At 32.7% G+C, this 25432-nt stretch carries 27 protein-coding genes and 5 pseudogenes; 25 read left to right on the top strand and 7 right to left on the bottom strand.

Annotated features, from left to right (window positions below):
- Complete coding sequence (locus LS70_RS10095) at positions 1–561, bottom strand: methyl-accepting chemotaxis protein (RefSeq protein ID WP_052083448.1); 561 nt, start codon at positions 559–561, stop codon at positions 1–3.
- A complete protein-coding gene (locus LS70_RS10090; RefSeq protein WP_052083449.1) occupies positions 521–1987 on the bottom strand; it encodes a cache domain-containing protein in 1467 nt (488 codons plus the stop codon). The genes LS70_RS10095 and LS70_RS10090 overlap by 41 nt, the downstream gene beginning before the upstream one ends.
- Before the next feature lie 264 nt (positions 1988–2251).
- On the opposite strand from LS70_RS10090, the pseudogene LS70_RS05940 reads away from it, so the two are divergent.
- The 8 genes and pseudogenes from LS70_RS05940 to LS70_RS05905 all read left to right on the top strand — a co-directional run.
- A pseudogene (locus LS70_RS05940) lies at positions 2252–2794 on the top strand (type I restriction-modification system subunit M N-terminal domain-containing protein); the annotation flags it as partial.
- A 223-nt stretch (positions 2795–3017) separates the two neighbouring features.
- Positions 3018–3293, top strand: a complete 276-nt coding sequence (locus LS70_RS05935; protein ID WP_034291061.1) for a type II toxin-antitoxin system RelB/DinJ family antitoxin — start codon at positions 3018–3020, stop codon at positions 3291–3293.
- The gene (locus LS70_RS05930; RefSeq protein ID WP_034291063.1) at positions 3290–3556 is read left to right on the top strand and encodes a type II toxin-antitoxin system RelE family toxin; all 267 of its coding nucleotides are present in this window, start codon (positions 3290–3292) and stop codon (positions 3554–3556) included. Before LS70_RS05935 ends, LS70_RS05930 begins: the two co-directional genes overlap by 4 nt.
- 202 nt (positions 3557–3758) lie before the next feature.
- Positions 3759–4334, top strand: a complete 576-nt coding sequence (locus tag LS70_RS05925; RefSeq protein ID WP_236096448.1) for an ATPase — start codon at positions 3759–3761, stop codon at positions 4332–4334.
- Between the two features lie 178 nt (positions 4335–4512).
- Complete coding sequence (locus LS70_RS05920) at positions 4513–5166, top strand: restriction endonuclease subunit S (RefSeq protein WP_236096447.1); 654 nt, start codon at positions 4513–4515, stop codon at positions 5164–5166.
- A 4-nt stretch (positions 5167–5170) separates the two neighbouring features.
- The gene (locus tag LS70_RS05915; protein WP_052083451.1) at positions 5171–5647 is read left to right on the top strand and encodes a restriction endonuclease subunit S; all 477 of its coding nucleotides are present in this window, start codon (positions 5171–5173) and stop codon (positions 5645–5647) included.
- On the top strand, positions 5640–7277 hold the full coding sequence (locus LS70_RS05910; protein ID WP_052083452.1) for an RNA-directed DNA polymerase: 1638 nt from the start codon (positions 5640–5642) through the stop codon (positions 7275–7277). The genes LS70_RS05915 and LS70_RS05910 overlap by 8 nt, the downstream gene beginning before the upstream one ends.
- A 94-nt stretch (positions 7278–7371) precedes the next feature.
- Complete coding sequence (locus LS70_RS05905; protein ID WP_034291067.1) at positions 7372–7836, top strand: type I restriction endonuclease; 465 nt, start codon at positions 7372–7374, stop codon at positions 7834–7836.
- Positions 7837–7961: 125 nt separating this feature from the next.
- On the opposite strand, the gene LS70_RS05900 is transcribed toward LS70_RS05905, so the two are convergent.
- Complete coding sequence (locus LS70_RS05900) at positions 7962–9122, bottom strand: MFS transporter (protein ID WP_034291068.1); 1161 nt, start codon at positions 9120–9122, stop codon at positions 7962–7964.
- Positions 9123–9260: 138 nt separating this feature from the next.
- Here LS70_RS05900 and LS70_RS05895 point away from each other — a divergent pair, with 138 nt between their 5' ends.
- The 16 genes and pseudogenes from LS70_RS05895 to LS70_RS05825 all read left to right on the top strand — a co-directional run bounded on the left by LS70_RS05895 (position 9261) and on the right by LS70_RS05825 (position 19677).
- Entirely contained in the window at positions 9261–9662 is a 402-nt protein-coding gene (locus LS70_RS05895) for a VOC family protein (protein ID WP_034291070.1), read from the top strand.
- A 149-nt stretch (positions 9663–9811) separates the two neighbouring features.
- Positions 9812–13954, top strand: a pseudogene (locus LS70_RS05890) (type IIG restriction enzyme/methyltransferase); the annotation flags it as partial.
- 199 nt (positions 13955–14153) lie between these two features.
- Complete coding sequence (locus LS70_RS05885) at positions 14154–14750, top strand: TaqI-like C-terminal specificity domain-containing protein (protein ID WP_138109378.1); 597 nt, start codon at positions 14154–14156, stop codon at positions 14748–14750.
- A complete protein-coding gene (locus LS70_RS05880; RefSeq protein ID WP_081949656.1) occupies positions 14743–15210 on the top strand; it encodes a TaqI-like C-terminal specificity domain-containing protein in 468 nt (155 codons plus the stop codon). Before LS70_RS05885 ends, LS70_RS05880 begins: the two co-directional genes overlap by 8 nt.
- Positions 15210–16385, top strand: coding sequence for a protein kinase family protein (locus tag LS70_RS05875; protein WP_034286972.1), 1176 nt, complete (start codon positions 15210–15212; stop codon positions 16383–16385). Before LS70_RS05880 ends, LS70_RS05875 begins: the two co-directional genes overlap by 1 nt.
- Positions 16386–16395: 10 nt before the next feature.
- Positions 16396–16707, top strand: a pseudogene (locus LS70_RS05870) (TaqI-like C-terminal specificity domain-containing protein); the annotation flags it as partial.
- A gap of 46 nt (positions 16708–16753) precedes the next feature.
- Positions 16754–17020 (top strand): hypothetical protein, encoded by a 267-nt coding sequence (locus LS70_RS05865; RefSeq protein WP_034286963.1) that lies wholly within the window; start codon positions 16754–16756, stop codon positions 17018–17020.
- On the top strand, positions 17017–17202 hold the full coding sequence (locus LS70_RS05860; protein WP_034286966.1) for a hypothetical protein: 186 nt from the start codon (positions 17017–17019) through the stop codon (positions 17200–17202). Before LS70_RS05865 ends, LS70_RS05860 begins: the two co-directional genes overlap by 4 nt.
- 67 nt (positions 17203–17269) lie before the next feature.
- Entirely contained in the window at positions 17270–17431 is a 162-nt protein-coding gene (locus LS70_RS09945) for a hypothetical protein (protein WP_161594704.1), read from the top strand.
- Positions 17432–17433: 2 nt separating this feature from the next.
- A pseudogene (locus LS70_RS05855) lies at positions 17434–17592 on the top strand (class I SAM-dependent DNA methyltransferase); the annotation flags it as partial.
- A gap of 48 nt (positions 17593–17640) precedes the next feature.
- The gene (locus tag LS70_RS05850; RefSeq protein WP_034286967.1) at positions 17641–17847 is read left to right on the top strand and encodes a hypothetical protein; all 207 of its coding nucleotides are present in this window, start codon (positions 17641–17643) and stop codon (positions 17845–17847) included.
- On the top strand, positions 17848–18120 hold the full coding sequence (locus LS70_RS05845) for a type II toxin-antitoxin system RelE/ParE family toxin (RefSeq protein WP_034286969.1): 273 nt from the start codon (positions 17848–17850) through the stop codon (positions 18118–18120).
- Positions 18114–18335 (top strand): annotated as a pseudogene (locus LS70_RS10430) (hypothetical protein); the annotation flags it as partial. The gene LS70_RS05845 and the pseudogene LS70_RS10430, both read left to right, overlap by 7 nt.
- Positions 18336–18383: 48 nt before the next feature.
- Positions 18384–18602: a hypothetical protein gene (locus LS70_RS05835; RefSeq protein ID WP_034286973.1), complete on the top strand. Its 219-nt coding sequence runs from the start codon at positions 18384–18386 to the stop codon at positions 18600–18602.
- Positions 18589–18855: a type II toxin-antitoxin system YafQ family toxin gene (locus LS70_RS05830; protein WP_034286974.1), complete on the top strand. Its 267-nt coding sequence runs from the start codon at positions 18589–18591 to the stop codon at positions 18853–18855. Before LS70_RS05835 ends, LS70_RS05830 begins: the two co-directional genes overlap by 14 nt.
- Positions 18856–18975: 120 nt before the next feature.
- Positions 18976–19677 (top strand): hypothetical protein, encoded by a 702-nt coding sequence (locus LS70_RS05825; protein ID WP_034286975.1) that lies wholly within the window; start codon positions 18976–18978, stop codon positions 19675–19677.
- 116 nt (positions 19678–19793) lie between these two features.
- Here LS70_RS05825 and LS70_RS05820 read toward each other — a convergent pair whose 3' ends face one another.
- The 4 genes from LS70_RS05820 to LS70_RS05805 all read right to left on the bottom strand — a co-directional run bounded on the left by LS70_RS05820 (position 19794) and on the right by LS70_RS05805 (position 23213).
- The gene (locus tag LS70_RS05820) at positions 19794–20351 is read right to left on the bottom strand and encodes a Fe-S-containing hydro-lyase (protein WP_034286976.1); all 558 of its coding nucleotides are present in this window, start codon (positions 20349–20351) and stop codon (positions 19794–19796) included.
- A 9-nt stretch (positions 20352–20360) separates the two neighbouring features.
- Complete coding sequence (locus LS70_RS05815) at positions 20361–21206, bottom strand: fumarate hydratase (protein WP_034286977.1); 846 nt, start codon at positions 21204–21206, stop codon at positions 20361–20363.
- 94 nt (positions 21207–21300) lie between these two features.
- Positions 21301–22452, bottom strand: coding sequence for a hypothetical protein (locus LS70_RS05810; RefSeq protein ID WP_034286979.1), 1152 nt, complete (start codon positions 22450–22452; stop codon positions 21301–21303).
- Positions 22453–22577: 125 nt separating this feature from the next.
- Positions 22578–23213, bottom strand: a complete 636-nt coding sequence (locus tag LS70_RS05805) for an HAD family hydrolase (protein WP_138109376.1) — start codon at positions 23211–23213, stop codon at positions 22578–22580.
- Positions 23214–23519: 306 nt separating this feature from the next.
- On the opposite strand from LS70_RS05805, the gene LS70_RS05800 reads away from it, so the two are divergent.
- Entirely contained in the window at positions 23520–25298 is a 1779-nt protein-coding gene (locus LS70_RS05800; RefSeq protein ID WP_034286980.1) for a DUF262 domain-containing protein, read from the top strand.
- The last annotated feature ends 134 nt before the right edge of the window (positions 25299–25432 follow it).

Below are 25432 nucleotides of genomic sequence, written 5' to 3'. Positions count from 1 at the left end.
TTAAAATTGCTTTTTCTTGATGTCTTCTAAAATATCTGTGGCAATGGTTTTGATGCTACTTGAGATAGTATCAGTTTCACGAATAAATTGTATATTGCTATGAATTTCTGTATTGATATTCGAGATACTTTCATTAGTTTTGGTGATATTGATAATTTTCTCCTGTAAGGTTGATGCCATATCATTGATAGATTGAATCAACACATTAGTGTTTGTCTCAATCTCTATTAGAGATTTTTGTGTTTTTTCTGCTAGTTTTCTAACCTCTTCAGAAACTACAGCAAATCCACGTCCAGCTTCTCCTGCTCTTGCTGCTTCAATAGCTGCATTTAACGCTAGAAGATTCGTTTGATTTGCTATATCACCAATCATAGTAATGACGTCTTTAATACCACCACTTTGGTGAATGACATCATCGGCTTTGGTTCCAATTTGCTGCATTGAGAGCGTAATATCATTTAAAATTTCTGCCGTTTTGTCTAATTCTTCGTTTTGAGAAGTAGAATTATTAGATAAAACTTTAACAATGTTTTCTAGCTTTTTCATTAAGAAGATTTGCAAATTCTTTTCTTTGGTTTAGCATTTTAGAAATTTCAATTCCTAAAGCGTTAATATTGACTTCCATTTCTCCTTTTTCATTTTGCACTTTTGCGGTAAAATTAGAATTTTTATAGCAGTCTAAAATTTCAGAGATGAGATTAAAATTCGAGCCAATCTTTTTTTCTAAAATATCTAAAAATAAATTAAAATTTTTTTGCAAATTTAATAAATTTGGGTTATTTGGAATCGCAGTAATCCTTGAGGAGAGAATGCCTTGCTCTATATCTTGGCAAACTTGAATCGTTTCTTTAAGCATAACTTCTTCTTGCTGGTATCTTTGTTTGGTTTGCTCAATACCATCATTGATTTTTTCAGTAATTTTTCCTATTTCATCATCGGCAATAATGGGATTTTTCGCAATATCTTTACGCTTAAAATTTAAATAATCAAAGAAGTTTTGAATCCCCCATTGAAGTTTTTTAAGTGGTGAAAGAATATAAAATAATACAATGGTAACAAGCGACAAAGCTATTAAGATTCCTATGCCTCCGCTGATAACTTGACGCACGAGATTGTTTCTAAGTTCTTTGTAGTAAAAATCTTTTTTAACTATAGAACAAGCTACAAAATTTGTTTTTGCGATATTGCTGCAAATTACTTCGCTTAATTCTTTCTCATTATCTACGACTTCAAACAATGTTCCATTAGTTAATCCGGGATTTGTTTGCAAACTCTTAGCAATATTCTCACTCAAAGTATTCTTGCTTAAAACTTTGTCTTGTTCAGTATGAAATACAATTGTGCCATCGCTATCATAAACATTTGTGGTGCCAACTTTTGTCTTTCCAACTTCTAAGAGATTGCTTAATTTGCTTAAATTATCATCACTCGCGATAACGCCGATAAACTCTCCATCTCGATACATTGGCAAAACATAACTTACGCTAATATTTCCGCTACTATCTTTGTAAGGAGTTGTTATGCCAAACTCTATTTCACCTTGACTAGTTTTATTCTTTGCAAATTTATACCAACCTCTTTCGCGCACATCATAGTTTGTCTCTAAAGATAGAATCTTGCCATTAGAACGAATATTTTTAATACTCTTATCAAGTCCGATATACAATAAATCCAAATCTTTTCCTACCCTAAAAAGCTCAAGCAGGTTGATAATTTCTTTATCACTTAAGTTTGGATTCTCTACAATTTCTTTTCTTAAAGCCTGCAAGGCAACTTGCTGTGTATTGAAATAAAATTCTAATGCCTTGAGTGTATTAGTATTGATTTCTCTTTGAGTGTTCTCTATGGATTCTAAATTATATTCTTTTAAATACAGGTAACTCCATATATTTCCAAGCGAAATAACAAAAATAATCGACAACGATACAAGCAGACTTAATTTTACAATAATGCTTAAATTTGAAAAAGTTTTAATAGGATTCCACATTGTTTATAATCCATTAAGAATTTTTTGATATTAGAATAGCTTTAATATTAACATAATAAAATTTTAACTTTAAAGTATAGTGGTTAGTAAATGTAACTTCTATAACTTTTGTGTTACGATTTGTAAATTTTGCTTGTATTTTTTGCTTTTTCAGGAATTAAAAATTACTTGTGGAATCGTTTGAGAGAAAAAATTTACAATATAAAGTTGCTTAACAATGCCTATGCTACAATACTTAAATCTTTAAGTCGCACAAGGAATACTATGGCAAAATCTCTTGAACAAACTCTTTTTATTGCTGCAGATAAACTCCGCAAAAACATAGACGCAGCAGAATATAAGCATATTGTCTTAGGGCTAGTTTTCTTAAAATACATTGGCGATAGATACCAAAGCACCTTTGAAGAGGTGCAAAATGAGGGTGGAGATGTGGAAGACAAAGATGAATATCTTGCACGCAATGCGTTTTTTGTCCCGCTAAAATCGCGTTGGGATTATATTATGCAAAATGCCAAACAAAGCAATATCGGCGTTATACTTGATTCTGCAATGCAAAGTTTAGAGCAAGAAAACAAAAGCCTAAAAGGTGTTTTGCCCAAAGTCTATGCCAAAAAGAGTGTTGTAGAGTTATTAGTTACAATGCTTGAGCCATTTGGTGGGCGCGTGTTTGACCTATGCTTTGGAAGTGGAGGCATGTTTGTGCAAAGTGAAGCCTTTGTGCAGAGCCATCAAGGAAATATTGATGATATTAAGGGCTTTTGCAAAAGTGCGAGCAAGCAGGAGATAGCCAAGCTTGGATTTGTCCTCACTCCCGGGCGTTATGTGGGATTAGCAGATAGTGAGTAAGAATTTGACTTTGCAAGTGAGTTTATGCGTCTTAAAGCAGAGCTTACAGAGCAGATAGAAGAGGAGTAAGCCCTGAATGCAAAGATTCTAGCCAACCTAGCACTTATGAGCGGAAGTGAAAAAATAGCTAATTTATGCTACAATTACTTACAAAATAATACAAAACCATACAAAAGGATAGAAAATGACTTCAGTTGTGCAATTTAGAATGGATAGTAACGACAAAGAAGTGCTAGAAGCAATGCTTAAAGATATGGGGCTAGATATGGGGACAGCCTTTAGAATGTTTGCAGCAAAAGTGCTCAAAACCGGCGAGATTCCCTTTAGCATAACAAGTAGTATTGACCCTGATACGATTTGGACAAAAGAAGATGAAAAAGCCTACAAAAAGGCGTTAAAAGAGCTAGAAAGAGGCGAGACAATAAGCCACGAAGAGCTAAAGCGAAAGTTTGGACTATGAGCAGTATTTTAGAATATAGCAAAGATATAGAGAAGTTTTTGCTTAAACATCGCGACTTAGCACCTAAAATCCTTAGTGCTTTGGAGCTTATCGCACAAAATCCCTACAACAACACACAAGATACCAAAAAGATGCAAGGCTATGAAAACCACTATTACTTAAGAATAGGTAAATATAGAATCCTCTATGAAATAAGAGAAGATAAGATTCTAATCATCTATGCCTACAAGGCAGATTCTCGCGGGGAAGTGTATAAAAAATGATAATTTTAAAATTCATTGAAAGAAAAAAGAAGTATCAAATGTTAAAAAAGAAATTCAGAGTAGCCTCTCACTGAAGAGTTCCCCGCACTTTTGGCAGGTTAGCCCTCTGAACTGCTAGAATTGTAGTATAATTATTCTAATACAAGTTTTAAAAATCGTGGGAATATATAAAATAATAATTTGGATTCTAAAAAGGAATATAGTGGATATAGCAAAACAGCATAAACTCTTTTCACAAAAAAGGCTACAAAGTTATAAAAACCCAAAACAGCATTATGAGAATTTTTTGCTTATCAGTCATTTGAGCTTTAAAATAGGGCTTTTGGAGATTATCACAAGAAACAAAATTGCCGCTTTGCTTGATTTAGAGGATAATCACTTCATCTCCACGCAGACACTAGGCTTTTGGTGTAGCTTAATGAAATGCACTAAAATACATAATAAACTCATTGACTTAACGCATATAAACTTTAAAGATTACTCATCATTTAATAAAAAAGACAAGATGAGAAACTATCAAAAAGTAGAGATAGCCTATTCACTATTCCGCACAATCCGCAACAGAGCCTTTCATTTTGAAAATCTATTCAAACAAAACACCAATGGCACACCTAGACTTTCCACTTGCCTATTATTTGGACAGACAAAGATTTTAGTTGGCATAGAAACACATAAAATTGAAAAGTTTTTAGATGATATGCTTGATTGTTTTGATGATGAGATAAGCAAGTATGTAAATAGTGGATATGAAATGGCGGTAAAGCACCGCCGTGAATGAGCTAAAATTATACCATAAATTTATTAAATCAAGCAAAAACAATAAATAAAATGGAGCGTTAATAATGGAATCTCTTTTACAATCCCAAAAGGAAAGTAATGAATCAAAAATTTAAGCCAAATTTTTTTGAATCCCTCCCCATAAACAGCAATGGAAAGAAGTAAGGTTGGGGGAGGTTGTGGAGTTTAATCCCAAAGAATCTTTACAAAAAAATATCCCCTACAAAAAGGTTTCTATGGACAATTTAGAGCCATTCAATAAAAAAATTTATTCTTATGGTTTGGAATCCTTTAAGGGTGGAAGTAAATTTAGAAATGGAGATACACTCCTAGCAAGAATCACTCCTTGCTTAGAAAATGGCAAAACTGCATTTGTGGATTTTCTGCAAAATAATGAAATAGCATTTGGTTCAACAGAATTTATTGTTTTAAGAGAAAAGAAAGATATAAGCAATAAGCACTTTTTATATTATTTAGCAAGAAGTGAAAGATTTAGAAAAACTGCCATTAAATCAATGACATGGAGCTCAGGCAGAGAAAGAGTGCAAATTGATGTTTTACAAGATTTTATTCTAAGTCTCCCACCCCTACCTATCCAAAACCAAATTGCGGAGATTCTAAGTAGTTTTGATGATAAGATTGATTTACTTACGTGGCAAAACAAAACCTTAGAATCCTTAGTCCTAACCCTCTTCCGCCATAAGTTTATAGAGAATCTACAAAATTCACTTTTTACAAGCAAAAATACGAATAAAGATAAATGGGAAATAGGGAAGTTGGGGGATTATGTAAGAAATAGAATTAGACGTAACTCCAAATACTGCAAAAAGTGAGTATTTGGGAGGCGATATTGCTTGGATTAATTCAGGAGAAATTAATAAATTTAGAATCATAAGTCCTACAAAATATATTACCAAATTAGGTTTGCAAAAATCTAATACAAAACTTTTACCTAAAGGCAGTGTGGTTGTGGCTATCACAGGAGCAACTTTAGGACAAGTCAGTTTGCTTGAAACTGATTCTTGTGCGAATCAATCAGTGGTAGGAATTATTCCAAATCTTGAGTTTTCAAGTGAATTTTTATATCTATGGATAAAGTTTAATATTGATAAAATTATTTTGAATCAAACAGGTGGAGCACAACAACACATTAATAAAAATGATATAGCCAATTATCCAATAATTAAACCTAATAAAGAATATTTGAAAACAATAAATCTAAAAGTGTATTTTGATAGAATATCACACAATACAAAAGAGATTTTAAACTTGCAACAAATGCGGGATTTGGTGTTGAGGAAGATATTTGAGTGAGGAAATGTTGAGAGATAAAGTAAAAAATATTTTAAAAATTAATGCTGAAGAAGCTAGAGAATTTTTCTTACAAGAAGAAAGTTATTGCAATTTTGATTTGCCACCCTATATAAAATTTTGTCCTTTGCTCAATGTAATTAATGATAAGATTCAAACTGAGAAATATGAACTTAATGGAATTTGCTCAAACAAAAAGATTGAAAATTGCGAAAATGTAAATTATAAATTATTTAACAACAAAAATGCTAAATATGATTGGCGTCCTTTTGAATTAATAAATCCTGTATTATATGTTTTTCTTGTTAGGGAAATCACACAAGAAGAAAATTGGAATAATATTCAAAAAAGATTCAAAGAACTTAATAGTAAAAGTTTTGTGCAATGTTTTAGTATTCCCATTATATCGGAAACAAAAAAATCCAATAAAGCGGAACAAGTATTACAATGGTGGAATCGTATCGAACAAGATTCAATAAAATATAGTTTAGAATTTAATTATTTATTTCATACAGATATAACTAATTTTTATCCATCTATTTATACACATTCTATTGCTTGGGCTTTACACAATAAAGAAATAGCAAAAGAAAAAAAGAATGATGACTTATTGGGTAATAAAATTGATAAATATATTAGAAAAATGTCCTATGGGCAAACAAATGGAATCCCTCAAGGTTCAGTATTAATGGATTTTATTGTAGAAATTATTTTAGCATATATTGATAATCTATTGACTAAAAAAATGAGAAATGAAAAGAAAATTAAAAATAAGGATTTTAAAATCATAAGGTATAGAGATGATTATAAAATTTTTGTGAATAATCCACAAAATGCAGAAACGATATTAAAAAACTTATCAGAAATTCTTGCAGAGACTGGCTTAAAACTCAACCCAAGCAAAACAATTGCTTCACAAAATGTTATCCAAAGTTCTATCAAAAAAGATAAATTAGAATGGCTTTTTGTAGAGCCGATTTTAAAGGAACAAAATACCTTGCAAAAACAACTTTTGGTTTTGCACCAATTTTCTTTAGAATATGAAAATAGCGGGACACTTACTAAGGCTTTAGATAAATTATTAAAAGACTTAAATCAGAAATATAAAGAAAAATCAAATGGAAGTAATGAACAATATAAATACTTGTTTAAAACGAAGGACAAAGAAAATAAAGAAATTTTGGTTGCTATTCTAATAGATATAGTTTCATTAAATCCAAGAATATATCCACTTGCAATGGCAATTTTAGGAATTTTATTTGTTGAAATAAAGAAAAAAAGTTTTATTAACAAGGCAATACAAAAACTTGAAAAAATTTACAATAATTCATATATGCAAATTTGGTTACAAAGAGCTATTATCAAGCAAAAAAATATTGATTATAAAAATTTTACCGAATCTATTTGTCAAAGAGTGGCTGACATTTTTGCAGGAAAAAAAGATAAAATATCATTATGGAATAATGAATGGTTATCTTGCAACGAGATTAAAAGTCTTTTTAAAAAATATCCTGTAATATTAAAAGATGAGATAGACAAGATGACGCCTATTACACAAAGTGATGAAATTTCTTTATTTGACTATAATAATCCATTTAAAGATGAAACTAGCGTTAGTGTCACACAAAAATAGCAACAATGATATTAATTTGTAACTTATAAGAGATGCTTCTATAAATATTTAATATTACAATTGGGAAAAAACAATAAAAACTAAAAGGACACAAATGCCCCATAAACTCAACGAAGCAACCATAGAATCCTTACTCTTAGAGGGTTTAGCAACGCTTGGTTATGAATATAAAAATGCTAAAGATTTGGAGCGCAAGGGCAATGCGTGGATATTAGAAAATGAGTTTAGAGAATCTATGCATAGAATTAATTTTGGGATTAATTTTAATGCAGATTCTAAAATGCCCTATCTCCCCCTAGAAACGCAAGAGAGGCTTATTAATGAAGCATTAGCTAAGCTTAAAGCTCTAGAAAATGAGGAACTTTTAGAATCTAATGCCAAATGCAGTGCGTATCTCACACAAGGGATAAAGCTTGAAATCACTATTGAGGGTGAAACGCGGGGTGTCTTGCTACAACTTATAGACTTTCAAAATCCTTTCAATAATCACTTCCTTGCGTGCAATCAACTGCATTTTGAATTCAAAATGTCCAAATGCAAAATGTGGCATAGCGCCTAGAGAGATTCCCAAAACAAGGGATTTGAGAAGTTTTAGGCGGTTTGTGTTGTGCATTTTTGCTCCTTGTCAAAGTAAAATACCATTATAAAACCTGATACCTAGTGTTTGTCAAGAGGCAAGGGAGTCTATTTCTCATCTTTTTGTGCTAAGAGTTGTTGTCTTGCAAGCAATAAACAAATGCCAAGAATACTCAAAAGCACAGCAGCAAGCACAGAAAAACGCGAACCATTGAGTGAGATAAATAGCCCACAAAGTGCTGTCCCAAGCGTTACGCCAATATTTCCTGCACTGATAAATAGTCCATTGGCAAGCTCTTTGGCATGTGGCAAGGGTTGTGTCATAACAAAATGGCTCATACTATTACCCACACCAGCAACGATTCCAAGCACGACTAATATTGCCGCTGCAAATTGCCATACATTGCCACCCAAAAACAACGCAATATAAAGCGCAATAAGTGCCAGTGGCACGATTCTTAGTGTGGCATTGGGAATACTCACAAGAGCCTTGCCCGCAATGGAATTGCCCACAACATTACTCAAGCCATAGACTAATAATAGCGCGCTAATAATATCAAAGCCAAGTTGTGAGATATTGAGCAAAAACTCACTCATATAGCTATAAAAGCCAAACATAGCACCATTAAACGCTATCACCACAAGCGCACAAACCCACACAATAGGCTTAGCGAGTGTTGCAAATTGGTCTTTTTGTGAGGCTTTTTGTGTTTGTTTTGATGAGGGAATAAAAATAAGTGTGGCAAGTAGTGCAAGCGCATTGAGCACAGCAAAAAAGACAAATGGAATCATAAGATTTGTGTTGCTTGCAATATAGCTTGTTAGCGGGACACCAAGCGTCATACCTGCCGAAACAGCCATAAAAATTTTGCTTGTTGCTTTTGGGGCTTGGTCGTGTGAAACAGAGTTTGCAGCGACACTAAAGGCAAGTGCGCAATAGATAGGGTGAAAAAACGCAGGGATTGCACGCAAGATAAGCAACACAATAAAATCACTGCAAAATGCTGCAAGAAGAGAGCTAGCCGCAAAAACAAACAAGCATAGAATCATCACCTTTTTGGCATCATATTTTGCAACAAGAAGTGGCAAAATGGGTGCAGAAAAAGCAACAATGAGTGCAAAAATGCTCACAACCCAACCCGCATCAGCTACACTGATTTGATAAACTTCAGCAATGATTGGGATAATGCCCATTGCCCCAAGTTCCATTGTTAGAAGCGCAAAAACACCAAACATTAAAGTGGAAATAAGCAAAGAATGATTTTTCATTATTTCTCCTTTTGAAATTTAAAATTGGCATTATAAAGCCTAACACTTGGTGTTTGTCAAGGGGTAAGGGAGTTATTCTATTAAGCTCTTTTAGCAAAAAGTGTGGTAAAATTGCATCAAATGTTTGTGGAGGCATAGATGAGGCTAGATGGCTTTGGCTTGTTTGTAAATGATATGGGCAAAATGATACGATTTTATAGAGATGTGTTGAGTTTTGAAATCAAGGAAAGCGAAGATAGCAATAATGTGCATTTAATAAAAGATGGCACATTATTTATGTTCTTTGGTAGAGAAAATTTTGAAAAAATGACAAGTAAAAAATATGAATACATAAAAGGTCTTAATGGTCATTATGAAATTGCTTTATATGTTGATACTTTTGATGAGGTTGATGAAAAATACAAAGAAGTTATAGCAAAAGGAGCAACTTCAGTTCTTGAGCCAACAACGCAGGAATGGGGGCAAAGGACATGCTATATTGCAGATCCTGAAGGGAATCTGATTGAAATTGGTTCGTTTAATAAGCCATTTGAAAGATAAATATAAAGCACCAATTTATTAACCGAGCTTGTAGCGCAAGACTTAGTGTAGTGTGCAAGTGAAAACTATCTAAAAGGCTAAGGAATTTAAAAAGTAAAACAGCTTGCTAAATAATGCTATAATGCGCAAAAACAAGCCAAAGGCGCAAAATGTCCCTAGAATTTCAAAACATTCCTTTAAAAGAATTTTTAGCACTCCAAAATAGAGACTATGCAGATTCTAAACCCCAAAATATAGAATCCTTTAAACAAGAAGTTGCGAGATATTTGGAATCCCTTGACGCGCACAAAGCCCAAAATGAAAAAGCCATTGTGAGCGAAGCTCTTAAGCCTTTTTTGCAAAGCTTAGGATTCCACGCACAAGCTGCCTATAAGCAAAAAGGCAATAGCGAGATTGATTGTGCTTTACTTAAAAGTTCTCAAGTTGAAATCATCATTGAAGCCAAAAAGCCAGATAATAAAACCAAAATGTTTAGCCCACAAAATCCAAATTGCGAAGCCTTGCATGAGTGCATTTTGTATTATTTGCGGGAGCGCGAGGGCGAGAATCAAAGCCTTATGAGAAATGCGAGTGTGCATTATATCATCATTACTGATTTTTATCACTTTTTTATTTTTAGAGCAGGAGAGTTTAAAAGATATTTTTACCAAAATAAGCAAATTCTTAACGCATATCAAGAACTAAAGAAAAATAAAAATAGCAATATTGACAACCAAAAAGAATTTTACAATGAGGTATCAAAGATTCTAAATGCAAAATTTGGCGGGGATTTGGAGGGAGATATTTTTAATACTACACTGCAAGGCACATATTTTGATTTGCGTAATGATAAACATTTAAGTTTTGCCGCCAAAATCCTAAATAGAGATTTTTTGCATAATGAATTCCAAAGGGATTCTAATGCGCTAAATCCTAGATTTTATAACGAGCTCTTGCATATTTTAGGGCTCAAAGAATCTAACGACAAAGGCAAGATTCTTATCCAAATTGACCAAACCCAAAAAGTTAGCTTTGCCAAACATATCCTTGAGAAACTAAGCCAAAAATTCCCGCAAAGTAGTGATGATTATCTTTTTGAAGCCACAATGAGCCATCTCATTATATGGCTTAATCGCATTTTGTTTCTCAAACTCATTGAAGCAAATTTACTACATTTTAATGATTCTGATGAAGAATTGAAATTTCTAATACCTAAAAAAATTACAAGCTTTGATACTCTAGCGCATCTCTTTTTTGAAGTTTTGGCAAAAGATTATGAAACTAGAAAAACCGATAAAGGCTTTAATTTCTTGCCTTATCTTAACTCCTCACTTTTTAACAAAGACAGCCAAGAAACTTTAGATTTAAATATGCTTGATGATGATTTGGAGATTTTTCCTTTTGACACAACCCAAACAAACTATGCAAAAGACAAAAAGGAGAGATTCCTTGCCTATCTCTTTGACTTTTTGGCTTGTTTTGACTTTGGCAAGGCAAATAATGATACTCCAAGCGATAAACTCATTAGCTCCAGCGTGTTAGGAGCAATGTTTGAAAAACTTAATGGCTATAAAGAAGGTAGCTTCTACACCCCAAATTTTATCACAAGCTATATGTGTAAAGTTTCACTAACAAAAATCGTATGTGAAAAATTTAATACAGAATTTAATTGGCAAGTTACAAACTTGCAAGATTTGCGCAAACAAATTGATAGAGATTTTGCTCACACAGAAAAAAGAGCAAAAGAGATTCTAAACTCTATCAAAATCTGCGACCCAAGCGTAGGCAGTGGGCATTTTCTTGTTTCAGCCCTTAATGAAATGATAGGCATTTATCACGCATTAGGGCTTCTTGGCTTTGGATATAAAGATTTAGAAATTAAAGATGATGAGATTTATTTAACGACTAAAAACAATGAAAATTTTACTTACAAACGTTTTGATGATGAGAATCACCAAATACAAATTACCCTTTTTAATCTCAAAAAATCCATTATTGAAAACAATCTCTTTGGAGTAGATATTAACGACAAATCTTGCAATATCGCAAGACTTAGGCTTTGGATTGAACTGCTTAAAAATGCGTATTATCTAAACTTCTCTAGTGCTAAAGATTCCAAAACCCACAAACTCCAAACCCTGCCAAATATTGATATTAATATTAAGTGTGGGAATAGTTTGATTTCAAACATTGATACAAATCTTACTTTAGAAAATTTCACACAAAATTTGCAAGAGCGATTGCTCAAAGCACAGGAAGAGCAAGATTTGTTTTTGCGCGAAAGTTTGGAATCCCAAATCAAAGATACAAAGAAAAAGGCGCAAATTAAATTCCAAGAAATGCGCGAAAATGTGGAATTCTATAAAAACGAAAACGACAAACAAGCCTCAAGAATTTATAAGCAAAAATATGAAGAATCTTACCAATATCTTTGCGAACTTTTTAAACGAAATTGCGATGAATATATTAATTTCCATCAAGAGCTTGAATATTTTTTCCAACAATATGGCTATATTAATCTTAGAAATTTAGAGGAACAAACGAGATTTGATATAGAATCTTATGTAGAATTTTTTGACTTTCACAAAAGCGTAAATTTTGAGAGACAAACACAAAGAGAGATTCCACAAAAGCAGTTAGAAAATCTCTTAAAACTTATGGGGATTTATAAAAATTTTGATAAGCAAGAAACTTTTGAATGGCGGTTTGCATTTCCTGAAGTGTTAGATAACAATGGCGACTTTTTGGGATTTGATTTAGTCATTGGCAATCCGCCTTATATAAGACAAGAAGAAATCAAGCATTTAAAGCCTCATTTGCAAAAGGCTTTTAGCATTTACAAAGGCACAAGCGATATTTACACCTACTTTTACGAGCAAGGTTATAAGATTCTAAAACAAGGCGGAATCCTAAGCTTCATCACAAGCAATAAATGGTGCAGAGCGGGATATGGCGAGCCTTTGCGTCAATTTTTGCTTGATAGCACGACAATACATTATTATCTTGACTTAAATGGTGTAAAAGTCTTTGAATCTGCCACTGTGGATACAAGTATTTTAGAATTTAGCAAATCTAAGGCAAAAGCAAACCACGCCTTAAACTTTGCTAATCCTAAAAATTATAACCCCAAAGACAATAAGCCCCTATCTCCAAACTTTATTGAAATCCCTCAAAATAGCCTAAAACCGCAAGCCTTTATCTTTGGTAATCAAGATTCTTTAAAACTCAAAGCAAAGATTGAAAAAATTGGCACACCGCTTAAAGATTGGGATATTAATATCTATCGTGGAATCTTAACAGGCTACAACGAAGCCTTTATTATAGATTCTGCTAAAAGAGAGGAGATACTAGCAAAGTGTGATGATAGCAAAGATAGCTTACTTCCCTATTCTCTAAGTGAATATGATGAGAATTTAGAATCTAGCAGTGAAGCAAGTCTTCACTGCGATAATAATAAATTGCACGATAGTGCGTCCTTGAGATCGGTGTCGGGGCGGGGGCTCAATAAGGGGGAGGGAGCGACCTCAAGATTTAAGCCCCTCCCCCTTGTTAAAAATTCTCAAAATAACAAAATAGACCTTAAAAACAACACCATATTTTTGACTGAAAAGCAACGCACAGAGCAAATTATTAAACCTATTTTGCGTGGCAAGGATATTAAAAGGTATTCTTATGAATGGGCAGGATTGTGGATAATCAATACCCATAATGGGTATAGTAAAGACGCGTTGCCTTTTAGCGAAATTTCGGGGAGATTTGACTTTTCTTGCTCGGCAGATGCTGTATCTAGCCTCACTTCAAAAAGTCTGCACAACCCCAAAATTTCATCTAAAAATGCTTCCGCTTCTTGTCATTCTGAAAGAGCGTTAGCGACTGAAGAATCAGCAAAAGACAAAATCAAAATCCCACCTATTGATATAGAAGAGTATCCTACTTTAAAAGCATATTTTGATGAGATAGGCAAAAAGCACAAAGGAAAGGGTAAAGGGCTTTTTGATAGAGATGATAAAGGAATTACTCCTTATAATCTTAGGAATTGTGCATATTTGCCTGAATTTGCCAAGGAAAAGATTGTGTATAGTGAAATCGTGCGTGAGCCACAATTTTATTTGGATAATGGAGAATTTAAGTTTGGGCATTTCTATGCGGAAGCGACAAGCTTTATTTTAACAGGTAATGAAAATTTTCATAGCAATTTAGAATATTTGCTAGGCATTTTGCACTCTAAACTCGCAACCTTTGCTTTTAAAGAATTTTACGCAGGAGGAGGACTAGGAGAGAATGGCTATCGCTACAAAAAGGCATTTTTAGAAAAGCTCCCAATTCCTAAAATTAGCGAAGAACAAGAGAAAGAATTTATAACATTAGTGCAGCAAATCATTGATAATAAAAAGCAAGGCAAAAGCAGCAAAGAGCTAGAAAATGAGCTTGATACAAAAGTTTATGCACTCTATAATTTAAGCAATGAAGAGATAGCAATTATTAGCGGGGGGGGGGGGCAAATATAGAGCATTGATACTTGCTTTATTGCTCCTCTCTAGTATAGAATCTAAATACCTTGATTCAGTGAAGATTCTATGTGAAAATTTTGAATCTGGACTTGGGGAAGCCTTTAGATTCTGCGAGGGGTTAAAACTGCCTTGTGTAGAAAAAGGGGCAAAGATTTCTTGGCAACGCGTTACGCAAAAGCCTAGCTTTGTTTTAGAATCTGATTATTATTTGCTTGATTCTATGGCTTTTTTAACGCATTATTCTTTAAAAGAATTGCACTATCTTTTAGGTTTCCTAAACTCAAAAGCAATTTTTTATTATTTTAAAAATATCGGGCATTTGTATTCTGACAAAGGATTTTTATTGTCTAATCAATATGTAGAGAGATTCCCTATTCCACAATCTACAAAGATTGATAAGCAAATACATCAAGAAATTATAGATTATGTAAAAGAGATTTTAAAATGCAAAAAGCAAGATTCTTCAAGCGATACGAGCAAGTTAGAATCCCGCCTTGATTCTTTAATTTATCAAATCTATGATTTAAATGATGATGAGATTAATTTAATTGAATCTGAATTTGCAAGTAGCGGGGGGGGGGGCAGAAATAATGAATAGTATTTATCGCTTATTAGAATCTTTTATGAGGGATTCTCATAGACAATATCAAGGGAAAATCATATGGGCTGAAATGACAAATACCCCTTGTTTTGTATATGATGATAAAGGATATTACATTAATCAAACTTGCTATTTTATCCCCACAGATGATAAATATCTTTGTGCTTTATTGAATTCTAGGCTTATTTATTTTTATATGCAACAAATTGCTTCAAGTTTGGGAGAGGGTGCGTTTCGTTGGATAAAACAATTTATAGAAAAACTCCCGATTGTAAAAATCACCAAATCTAACCAACAAATCGCAGATTCTATTGTCGCTTTGGTAGATAAAATCCTATCAATCAAAGCCAAAGATTCCACTACTAACACAAGTAAGCTAGAATCTGAAATTGATAATTTAGTGTATAAACTCTATAATCTTACTAATGAAGAAATAAAAATTGTGGAGATGAAGTAATGAACCATATTCTTAATGCGATAGTTTCTGCCGAAAAAGAATTGGGGGAGAGATTAAATAATGAATATAAAAATTTATACAAAAATATTAATAATAACAGATTGCAAATTATTTTCTCAACACTCCATGCAGATATTATTAGTTGTTTTAAAGCAATGAATAATAGACTTCCTGCTACAAAAACAAGCAATAGACATTATTGGGCTCAAAACAGCAGAATTTTAAAAAAAGCCATAGAAGTTTCACAAAGACTTGAGAAACAACTTAAAGATAGTTCTTATTGCTTTAAAATAGAATCAAACTATCTAGGATTATTTAATGAATGCTTAAAATTTTTAGAAGATTCTGGAGGTAGTGAGATTCCTATTGGTATGGAGAAAATAGAAGTTTATTATGAAATTCCTATTTTTCAGCTTGGAATAGTTACAGAAACTCCTAGTAATCCCACAATATCAGTTAGTTTAAAATTAATTGGTGAAGGCTCTTATGCTAAAGTATTTAAATATAAAGATAATTTTTATAATACAAATTTTGTATTAAAACGAGCAAAAAATGAATTAGATAAAAAGGAGCTAGAAAGATTTAGGCTAGAGTTCAATACAATGAAACAATTAAAAAGCCCTTATATTTTAGAGGTTTATTCATTTGATGAGCAAAAAAATGAGTATATTATGGAATATATTGATATTACTCTTAAAAAATATATTGATGAAAATAACTCAAAATTAACTTATGAAGATAGAAAAAATATAGGCTTACAAATCATTAAGGCTTTTGAATATATTTTTAATCAAAACTTACTGCATAGAGATATTAGCCCAAACAATATTCTATTAAAGAAATATGATGATGTGTTGGTGGTAAAAATTTCTGATTTTGGATTGGTTAAAATACCAAATAGTGAGCTAACAAGTGAAAATACAGAAATCAAAGGCTCATTTAATGATTATTCAGATTTATCTAAAGTAGGTTTTGATAACTATGCTACACATCATGAAATCTTTGCTCTAACTCGCATTTTATTCTTTGTGCTAACAGGCAAAATTAATTGTGGAAAACAACAATATGATTTTTTAGATAAAGGAACAAATGGCAATATAAATGAGAGATATAAAACATTAGATGAGCTAAAAAAAGCTTTTTTAGAATATTTTACCCTTAACAATAAGAACTAAAAATTTTTAAGATGATAAATATCTTTGTGCCTTGCTAAATTCTAGGCTCATTTATTTTTATATGCAATAAATTGCTTCAAGCTTGGGTGAGGGTGCGTTTCGTTGGATAAAACAATTTATAGAAAAACTCCCGATTGTAAAAATAGATTCTAAAAACCAAAAAACCGCAGATTCTATTATTGCTTTAGTTGATAAGATTCTATCAATCAAAGCCAAAGATTCCGCAACTAACATAAGCGAACTAGAATCTGAAATTGATAATTTAGTGTATAAACTTTATAATCTCACAGATGATGAGATTAAAATCATCAAAACAAGCTAAAAATTTATTATCATTATGTTAGAATACAAAAATATAAGGTAGAGAAATGAAAGAATCAAAGTGGTTGTTATTTGGCATTTTAACTGCTGGTGTTGGCTTTTTACTTTACAATCTTTACAAAAAAGATTCTGATAGAAATACTTGTATTGATGGATTTGCAGAGGGATACACAAACGCTTTTTCTGCTACACCCTCACCAACTGCGCCCAAAAAATATGGAGAGATTGCAAAAGAGATTCAACAAAAGCAAATACAAGCTTACAAGCAAATCAACGCAAATCATCAAAAACAAAGAATAAGTCTTGAAAAATGAATAAAAAACCTGTAAAAAATAGTCATTCTAACAACACAAATCCACAAAACCAACTCAATATCCAAAACAATATTTTTATGGAAAACGAGCTTAATGCCATAGGTAAATTACCTGAACCTTTAGCAGAACGAGCAATGAATTTACTAGAAAAAACCGCCGAACACAAAATGCAAATAGGATAAAGAAATTATTGAATTAGAGAAACAAGAACAGAAAAATAGAGCGAGTGATAGTCGTTGGTTCTATGCTTTGCAAGGATTGGGAGCTTTAGGCGCATTTATTTTTATTGTCGGGAGTTTGGTTATATTTGCTTATCTTGTTATAGAGGATAAACCTAATGCGTGGCTTTCACTGCTTCCCGCAATCATTGCTTCTCTTGTAAAACTAGGAAATATTAAAAATCGTAAGTGAAAACCACAGATTCTATTATTGCTTTAGTAGATAAGATTCCATCAATCAAAGCCAAAGATTCCACCGCCAACACAAGCAACCTAGAATCTGAAATTGATAGTTTAGTGTATAAACTCTACAATCTTACAAATGAAGAGATAAAATCAATAGAATCCAAATAATGCTATAATTTCTATGTTTTGTGCAATAGTTAGATTAAAGGAGAGAATATGACGATAAACTTAAGTGTGGAAAATGCCAATGAAGATTTAATCAAAGCTTTTAAAAATATGGCTAAGGCATCGGGGGCAAAGCTAAAGATTCAACAAGATAAAAAAATAAGTGAATCTCTCAAACAAACAATCAAAGAAGTGAGGCAAGGCAAGGTAGAAAAGTTTAAGGATTTTGAGAGCTACAAAAAGGCTATGGATTCTTAAATGTTTGAAATCCACACTTCGGCAAAATATAAAAAGCAACGCAAAAAACTTGCACTAAATGACAGAATCTTACTTGATGATATTGTATATAAACTCGCAAACAATCAAACTTTAGAACAAAAACACAAAGACCATAAGCTTAAAGGCGAATTGAAAGGCTTTAGGGAATGCCACATAAGACCGAATTTACTTTTAATCTATCAACTCCAAAAGGACATTTTAGTTTTAACCTGCATTGAAGTAGGTAGTCATAGTGAGTTATTTGGTGGATAAAGCAGTTTATAGAAAAACTCCCGATTGTAAAAATAGATTCTAAAAACCAAAAAACCGCAGATTCTATTATTGCTTTGGTAGATAAAATCTTGAGAGCCAAAGCCAAAGATTCCACAACCAACACAAGCGAACTAGAATCTGAAATTGATAATTTAGTCTATAAACTTTATAGTCTCATAAATGAGGAGATAGCAATCATAGATGAGAAAAACTAAGATGCGCTATTTATGTTATAATCGTATAAGATAAATTAAGGAGAATAAATGACACTTATTATAGAAAATGTCAAAGATGAATTCCTCCCGGCACTAAAAGCCCTAACAAAAGCAATGAATGCAAAATGTAGAGTAGAAAAACCTAAGCTATCAAAGTCTTTACTAAAAGAGCGAGAAGAATTACTAAAAAACTACAAAAATGGCACATTGAATGTATTTGATAGCCATAAAGACTTTGTGAAAGCCATAGATAATGGCAAAATATAAGATTGCTTATTCCAAAGTCTTTATCAAAGAGTATAAGAAGCTCGGTGTTGATGATAGGACAGGGGTTGATGAAGTGGTTATAAAACTAGAAAATGATGAGGCATTAGAGAAAAGATATAAAGACCATAAGCTTCAAGGCGAGTATGCAGGCTTTAGAGAGTATCATATTAAGCCACTAATATATGAGAAGTTTGAGCAGATTTTGATTCTAAATCTAGCACGAGTAGGAAGCCATAGTCAGTTGTTGAAATAGTGGTGAATTTTGGGAAATCAAAGATAAAGATTCCTCAGCTAACACAAGCAAACTAAAATCTGAAATTGATTTTTAGTGTAAAAATCTATAATCTAAAACTAAAATTATGGAGATGCAATAATGAATAATATTAGATATAAAATGAAAGCAATTAAAAAAGATTTTGTAGAGCCAGATACCGAGTCTTTTTGTGGAAGAAAAAAACTAACTTCAGGAAAAGCTTATTTTTTGGTCAATGAGGATGGCAAAACCTTTATGGCAGGAACACAATGTGCGATGCAGTATAGTCAAACTGATTTGAGTTCTGTGCCAGATTTTACCACCTCTCTCCTTGTGAATTTTACAAAAGACAGTCAAGGTATTCACGCTTCCTCTCATTTAATTACCAAACAACAAGAGCAAAATAAAAAATCTCTAGCTCTAACCTATTTACTCTTAAGAGAAGAAATTTTGAAAGAATTAGATTTTATTAATGTTTCATATCCTAGCTTACAATCTTATTATCAAGAATATCTAAAAAATGGTAATATATCCCAAGAAGCGATGAAACACATTTGTAATCTTATGGTTGTCCAAAAAAAATTTAAAAAATTTTGTCTGGAAAATCTTTTGACCTGTTATGCTTATCATTATAAAATGAAAAAAGCCTTGCAATACACAAATGAAGAAGGAATAAACTATATTAATAGTTTATTAACATATTTAAAGAGACGATATCACCTTACAAAAGACCAAATTAGTGGTTTGTCTAATTGGTTTCAACATATTAAGTGTAAAGAAATAAGAGAAGCAAAATTAAAAAATTTTGTATTTCAAGGTTGAATTATGAAAAGACATGATAAAGCAATGCCATAAATTTCAGGTAATAAGCCTATAGATTCCCTCTTGTGGAATCTACAAGCCAAAAGCAGCCAAAGTCTCGCTATAAATCTCCCAAACTATATTTTCTTATAAGGAGCTTGCCCAACCTCATAATAATTATTGCCTTGTGCGTCAATTGCGACAATTGCAGGGAAGTTTTCAATCGTAAGTCTTGCCACCGCTTCAGGTCCAAGCTCGGGATATGCCAAAACTTCATATTTAGTGATACATTTAGAAATCAACGCCGCTGCACCGCCAACTGCAACCATATACACCACGCCGTGCTTAATCATAGAATCTATTACCTCTTTGCTGCGATAGCCTTTGCCAATCATTCCGTGGATTCCTTGTTCGATAATTGTCGGGGTATATTTGTCCATTCTCCCGCTTGTTGTAGGTCCTGCTGAACCAATCGCGTTTCCGGGCTTTGCAGGTGTAGGTCCTAGATAATAAATCGTCTCACCACTCAAATCCACAGGGAGTTTTTCGCCTCGTGCTAGTGCTTCAGTAAGTGCTTTGTGTGCCGCATCACGCGCACATAGAATCGTCCCGCTAATAAGCACACTCTCCCCAGCCTTTAGGCTTTTTGCTGTTTCTTTACTCAAAGGAGCTGTAATTTTTTTTGGTTCTGACATTTTTCCCTCCTAAAGCTCAATATCAGCGTGTCGTGCCGCGTGGCAATTAATATTCACTGCCACAGGAAGCCCTGCAATGTGGGTTGGATACCACTCTACATTCACAGTGAATGCTGTAGTTGTCCCGCCCAATCCTTGTGGTCCAACACCTGTTTTGTTTGCAATTTCTAATAGCTCTTCTTCAAGCTTGGCATAACGGGGGTCGGGATTTTTAGAATCAATCTCTCTAACCGCTGCTTGTTTAGCAAGGATTGCTGCTTTTTCCATTGTTCCGCCGATTCCTACGCCAATCACCATTGGAGGGCAAGCATTTGGTCCTGCAAGTTTGACTGCTTCGGTAAAGACCTTTTTCACCCCATCGATTCCATCTGCTGGGACAAGCATTTTAAGAATGCTTTTATTTTCGCTTCCAAAGCCTTTTGGGCAAACTTTGAGGTGCAATTTATCACCCTTTACAATGCGTGTGTGAATTACTGCGGGTGAATTGTTGGTTGTGTTTTTGCGCTCATAGAGCGGCTCTTCAACGACTGATTTACGCAAATAACCCTCTGTGTAGCCTTTTTTAATCCCCTCATTAATCGCATCTTCAAGATAGCCTCCCACGATATGCACATCTTGCCCAATCTCGACAAACACAACAGCCATTCCTGTGTCTTGACAAATTGGCATCATATTAGTTTCTGCGATTTTGCCATTCTCAATCAATGTATCAAGGATATTTTGCCCTAATGCTGATTGTTCGGTTTTTTTCGCACCTGCAAAAGCGTGTTTGATGTCTGGTGTTTGGATACAACAAGCATCAATAGCAAGCTTCGCAACAGCGGATTTAATCTGCTCATATTGCACTTCTCTCATATTTCCTCCTTAAAATTTATATCAAGGGATTTTACTCCACTAAATGTAAAAAATGCTTTAAAAGTTTTGCGATAGAATCAATAATCTTAAATCACTACCTTGTTGGATTAGGGTCATCAGGGTCATAGATTTTATGCGTTTTAGCAGGAATAATCTCATTGCCTATTTCTTTGGGATTGACATCTTTGCCATCATTGCTAAGCTTTAAAAGTTCTTTTTTAAACGCATAAACACTATCTGGCGCATAAAAATTCCCCTCTGTTTCTTGAGCAAGATTTTGCAAAAATGGTATATTCTCCTTTAAAGAAAAGGTATGAATCTTTACCCAATTTTCCTTCGAACCTCCACTATTAAAGACAATATTTTTATTAAGGTTTTTCGTAAGTTCAAGCATTCTTTGGGTGCTAGAGGTTTCAGCTGCTTTATCAGCAATTAGATAGATTTCTTTTTTTAGTCCATTATCTTTTGTAAAATGGCTCATTGCTTTAATTAGCGCAAAATTTATCATTTCGCTTGGGGCGTCTTTTGTTTTTAAGGTTTTTGCATTTTGGATAAAATCTTCTGCATCAATTGCATCATCAAAATCCCTGACATCATAAGCATTAAAACTTACTAATGTGATTTTAGAAAAAACTTCTTTTTCCTCATCTTTGAGAATATGTTTAGCAACATAAGGGGCAATCTCTTTAAAAGCAAGCACATAATCCCTCATAGAATCTGCGACATTTATCACGATAGCTACTTCTTTATCGGGTTTATTTCTAAGCTTGATATGAAACATATCGCTTTCCTTATCATAATTACTTAAGGTAAATTGTTGTTTATCGCAGATACTTTGCACTACTAAATTATTATTTTTTAAATAATACATAAATTCTTTATCTGCACTTACATAAGCTCCTGCTTTAGAATCATAAATACCCCCTGTTAAAATCCTACCTGCGAAACGAACATAACGCATTTTGTTAGAAATTGTTTGTGCATCGATTTTGTCTTGGTCTTTTGCCCAAAAAACACTTGGGTCAAAATCTGGAGGAGTTCCTATCATTTGTTGATTGCATTTAAATCCATAAATCAAATGCGGAAGCATAGTTTCAATAAGCTTATCATCAACCTCTGGGATTGGGGAAGTTTGGTTTTGAGCGTTTGTTAAAGTGAATGTCAAGGTTAAGCTCAATACGATTTTGCTAATTAGGCTTAAAAAATCTTGATTGAAAGCAAAAAATACCCTTTTGTAAAGTTTCATAATGTGCTCCTTTTGAAGTTATTAATCTTTAAGATTTTAACTATTAATAAGTTAGGAAACAATAAAACTGCACCAAAACATCAAAAGTAAATTTAGTTTATAAAGCCCTAATATTTTCGCAATACCTAAAATCTAGGCTCATAGGCTTGAAGCTTGGCTAGAAGTTCTTTTGCTGTGCAAAATTCATTGTCTTTAAGCGTTTTTTCATCACTGTCCCATTTAGCTTCTAAATAAGGGATTTTGGCATTTGCCGCAGCACCCTCATCTTTGGCACAATTCCCAACAAAGACACTTTGAGTAAAAGGAGCATTTTGTAAGATATAATCAATCATCATAGGATTGGGTTTGGATTCCATATTTGGATTTGTGCCGATGATACAATCAAAATATTGTGCGATTCCATGCTTTTGCAGAATCGGCTCGAGTCCATTATGAGGAGCATTAGAAGCAAGGGCTAGAAAATAGTTTCTTACTTTGCAAGTTTGGAGCATTTCACGCACACCTTCAAACAGCTTTGCGCTTTGCTCATAATGCTTTTTGAAATACGATTCAAAGCCGACTTTATAGCTTTTGTGAGAGAAATTATCAATGCCATAAAAAACCTGTGCGCAATTGATTCCGGGTGTGTGGATAGCGTGCTGTATTGTCTCCTTTGGGAGTGGTGGGAGGTTTTTATCACGGCGAATCTCTGCAACTGCTGCACAAATGCAATCTTCACTATCAAGCAATGTCCCATCCATATCAAAAATTACATTTATCATTGTAGCTCCTTAAGGCTCGTTTTGTTGTTGGGTGTGACTTTAAGTATTATAGACTAAATGGGGTAAGAATGGGCTTATTTGAAAAATACGCCGACTTACTATTTTGAACTTTAGCTCAAGAATCATCGAAACCCTAAAATAGAATTTGTATTTGTTTATCGCATATTAGTTTCTCACGATTGCAAATATAATAAACTAAATAATAATTTGTTCAAAAAACAATACAGAATCTTAAACCTAACTCATTGATTTTTTGATAAAATAATAAAGTTAATTTTGAAATTTAAAAAATAAAAGGAGTGGGGAATGGCAGAAATGAAAACTGAACGTAAAAGCGTATTGGAATATCTATCAAAAAATAAATTTTTAATTCCAATGTATCAAAGACCTTACACTTGGGATAAAGAAGAGTGTGAACAGCTTTGGAATGATATTGTTGAATTTACAGAAAATACGGAAAATACAGAAGATGATGAGTATTTTTTGGGGACGATTGTAATGTATGATGACAATGGACAAAAAAATATTATTGATGGACAACAGAGAACAACAACACTTAGTCTTTTGATTCGGGCTTTATATCAAAAAGCGCATCAACAAAAGAAAGATATAGGGAGAATTTCTGATGATTTAGAAAGTTGTCTATGGATACAAGACAAAAAAACTAGAAAAGTTGACTACAATATGTTGCGTCTTGAAAGCAAGGTGGCTATAGATTCTGACAATGAACTTTTAAGATTAATCTTAAGTGATAAATATGATATTCCCAAAAATGAAAATGATATTAGAATTAAAATTAAAAAATCCAGATCAAATTATGAGAAGAACTTTCTATATTTTATCCTCAAATCTGATGAATATGCAAAAAATCAGCCTCAAATATGGGAAGATTTTTGCTTAAAAATTTTAAATGAATGTATCGTTTTGCCCATTGAATGTGATAGTCGCGACAATGCATTAAGGATATTTAATACACTGAATAATCGTGGTATACCTCTGTCTGATTCTGATATTATTAAGGGGGAAATTTTTAGTCATACAGCGGAAAAAGAACAAGAATATTTTGCAAATGAATGGAAAAAATTAGAATCAAAAGTTAAATCATCTGAGCATTTAAAATCTTTAGATTTTCTTTTTACCCAATATATGCACATTCTACGAGCAAAAAATGGTGATTATGATACCACTACGCCAAGCACCTTGGATTTTTTAATGGGAAAAATTAAAAAAGAATTTTACAAAGATAAAAATATTCATCAGATTCTTATCTCTAAAGAAACTTTTATTTTTATTAAGCAACTTGCTGATTTTTGGCTAAATCCTTATACTCATCTTTCTGAAATTTCTCAAAAATATTTTGATGTATTAAATAAGTATCAAAATGATTATTGGAAAATACCTGTGAGTATGTGTATTTGGGAATTTAGAGATAAAAATAAAGAAGAATTAAAAATTGATGAGAATATATTTGATAAACTTTTTCCTAGACTCATTACATTTATAAGTGTTTCTCTTGTCAATGGTAGAGGCACAACCTCTTCTTTAAAAACTACGCTCTACAAAACTAATGTAGAAATACATAAAGATAAGAATATTGTATTCCAGCATAACCTGAAATGGCTTTCTTATGAAGAGTTTTTAAAGTTTTGCTCAATAACACAAACAAAGAATATCAAATATTTGCTTCTTTTGTATGCGTATTTATTTGATATAAAACAGCAAAGAGAATGGGATTGGAAAAATGATAAGTCAAAACAATATCATTTTTGTGCTTTAAATGCTGAAGTAGAGCACATTTTACCAAAAGCTTGGCAAAATGCTTGTTCTGACGACTGGAATGAGACTGAACATAAAGAATATTTAGAGCAAATTGGCAATAAAATGCTCTTAGAAAAGCAATTAAATATTAAATCCGCAGATAATTTGCTAGCCAAAAAACAAGAAACTTATCGCTCATCTGGCTTTAAAGAAGCTCAAAAAATGGGTAATATTATCAATAAAAACAAGTGGCTTAAAAAAGACATAGAGGCAAGAAATAAAGAAATTTATACAAGATTAAAAAATTTTTTTGAGGAAAATTTATAATTGAGCTAGGAAATTTCTATGCACTTTTCTCAATTTTCCAAATCCAACCAACAAAAAGTTTTTGAAGTTGTTGGGATTTTAATAATACAGATTTAGAGTATTTTCTTTAATTCCTAATTTGGATTAATTACTAA

Source organism: Helicobacter sp. MIT 11-5569, assembly GCF_000765695.2.
Taxonomy (GTDB): Bacteria; Campylobacterota; Campylobacteria; order Campylobacterales; family Helicobacteraceae; genus Helicobacter_D.
Note: the sequence above shows the minus strand (reverse complement) of the source record. Positions and strands in the feature narration are given on the sequence as shown.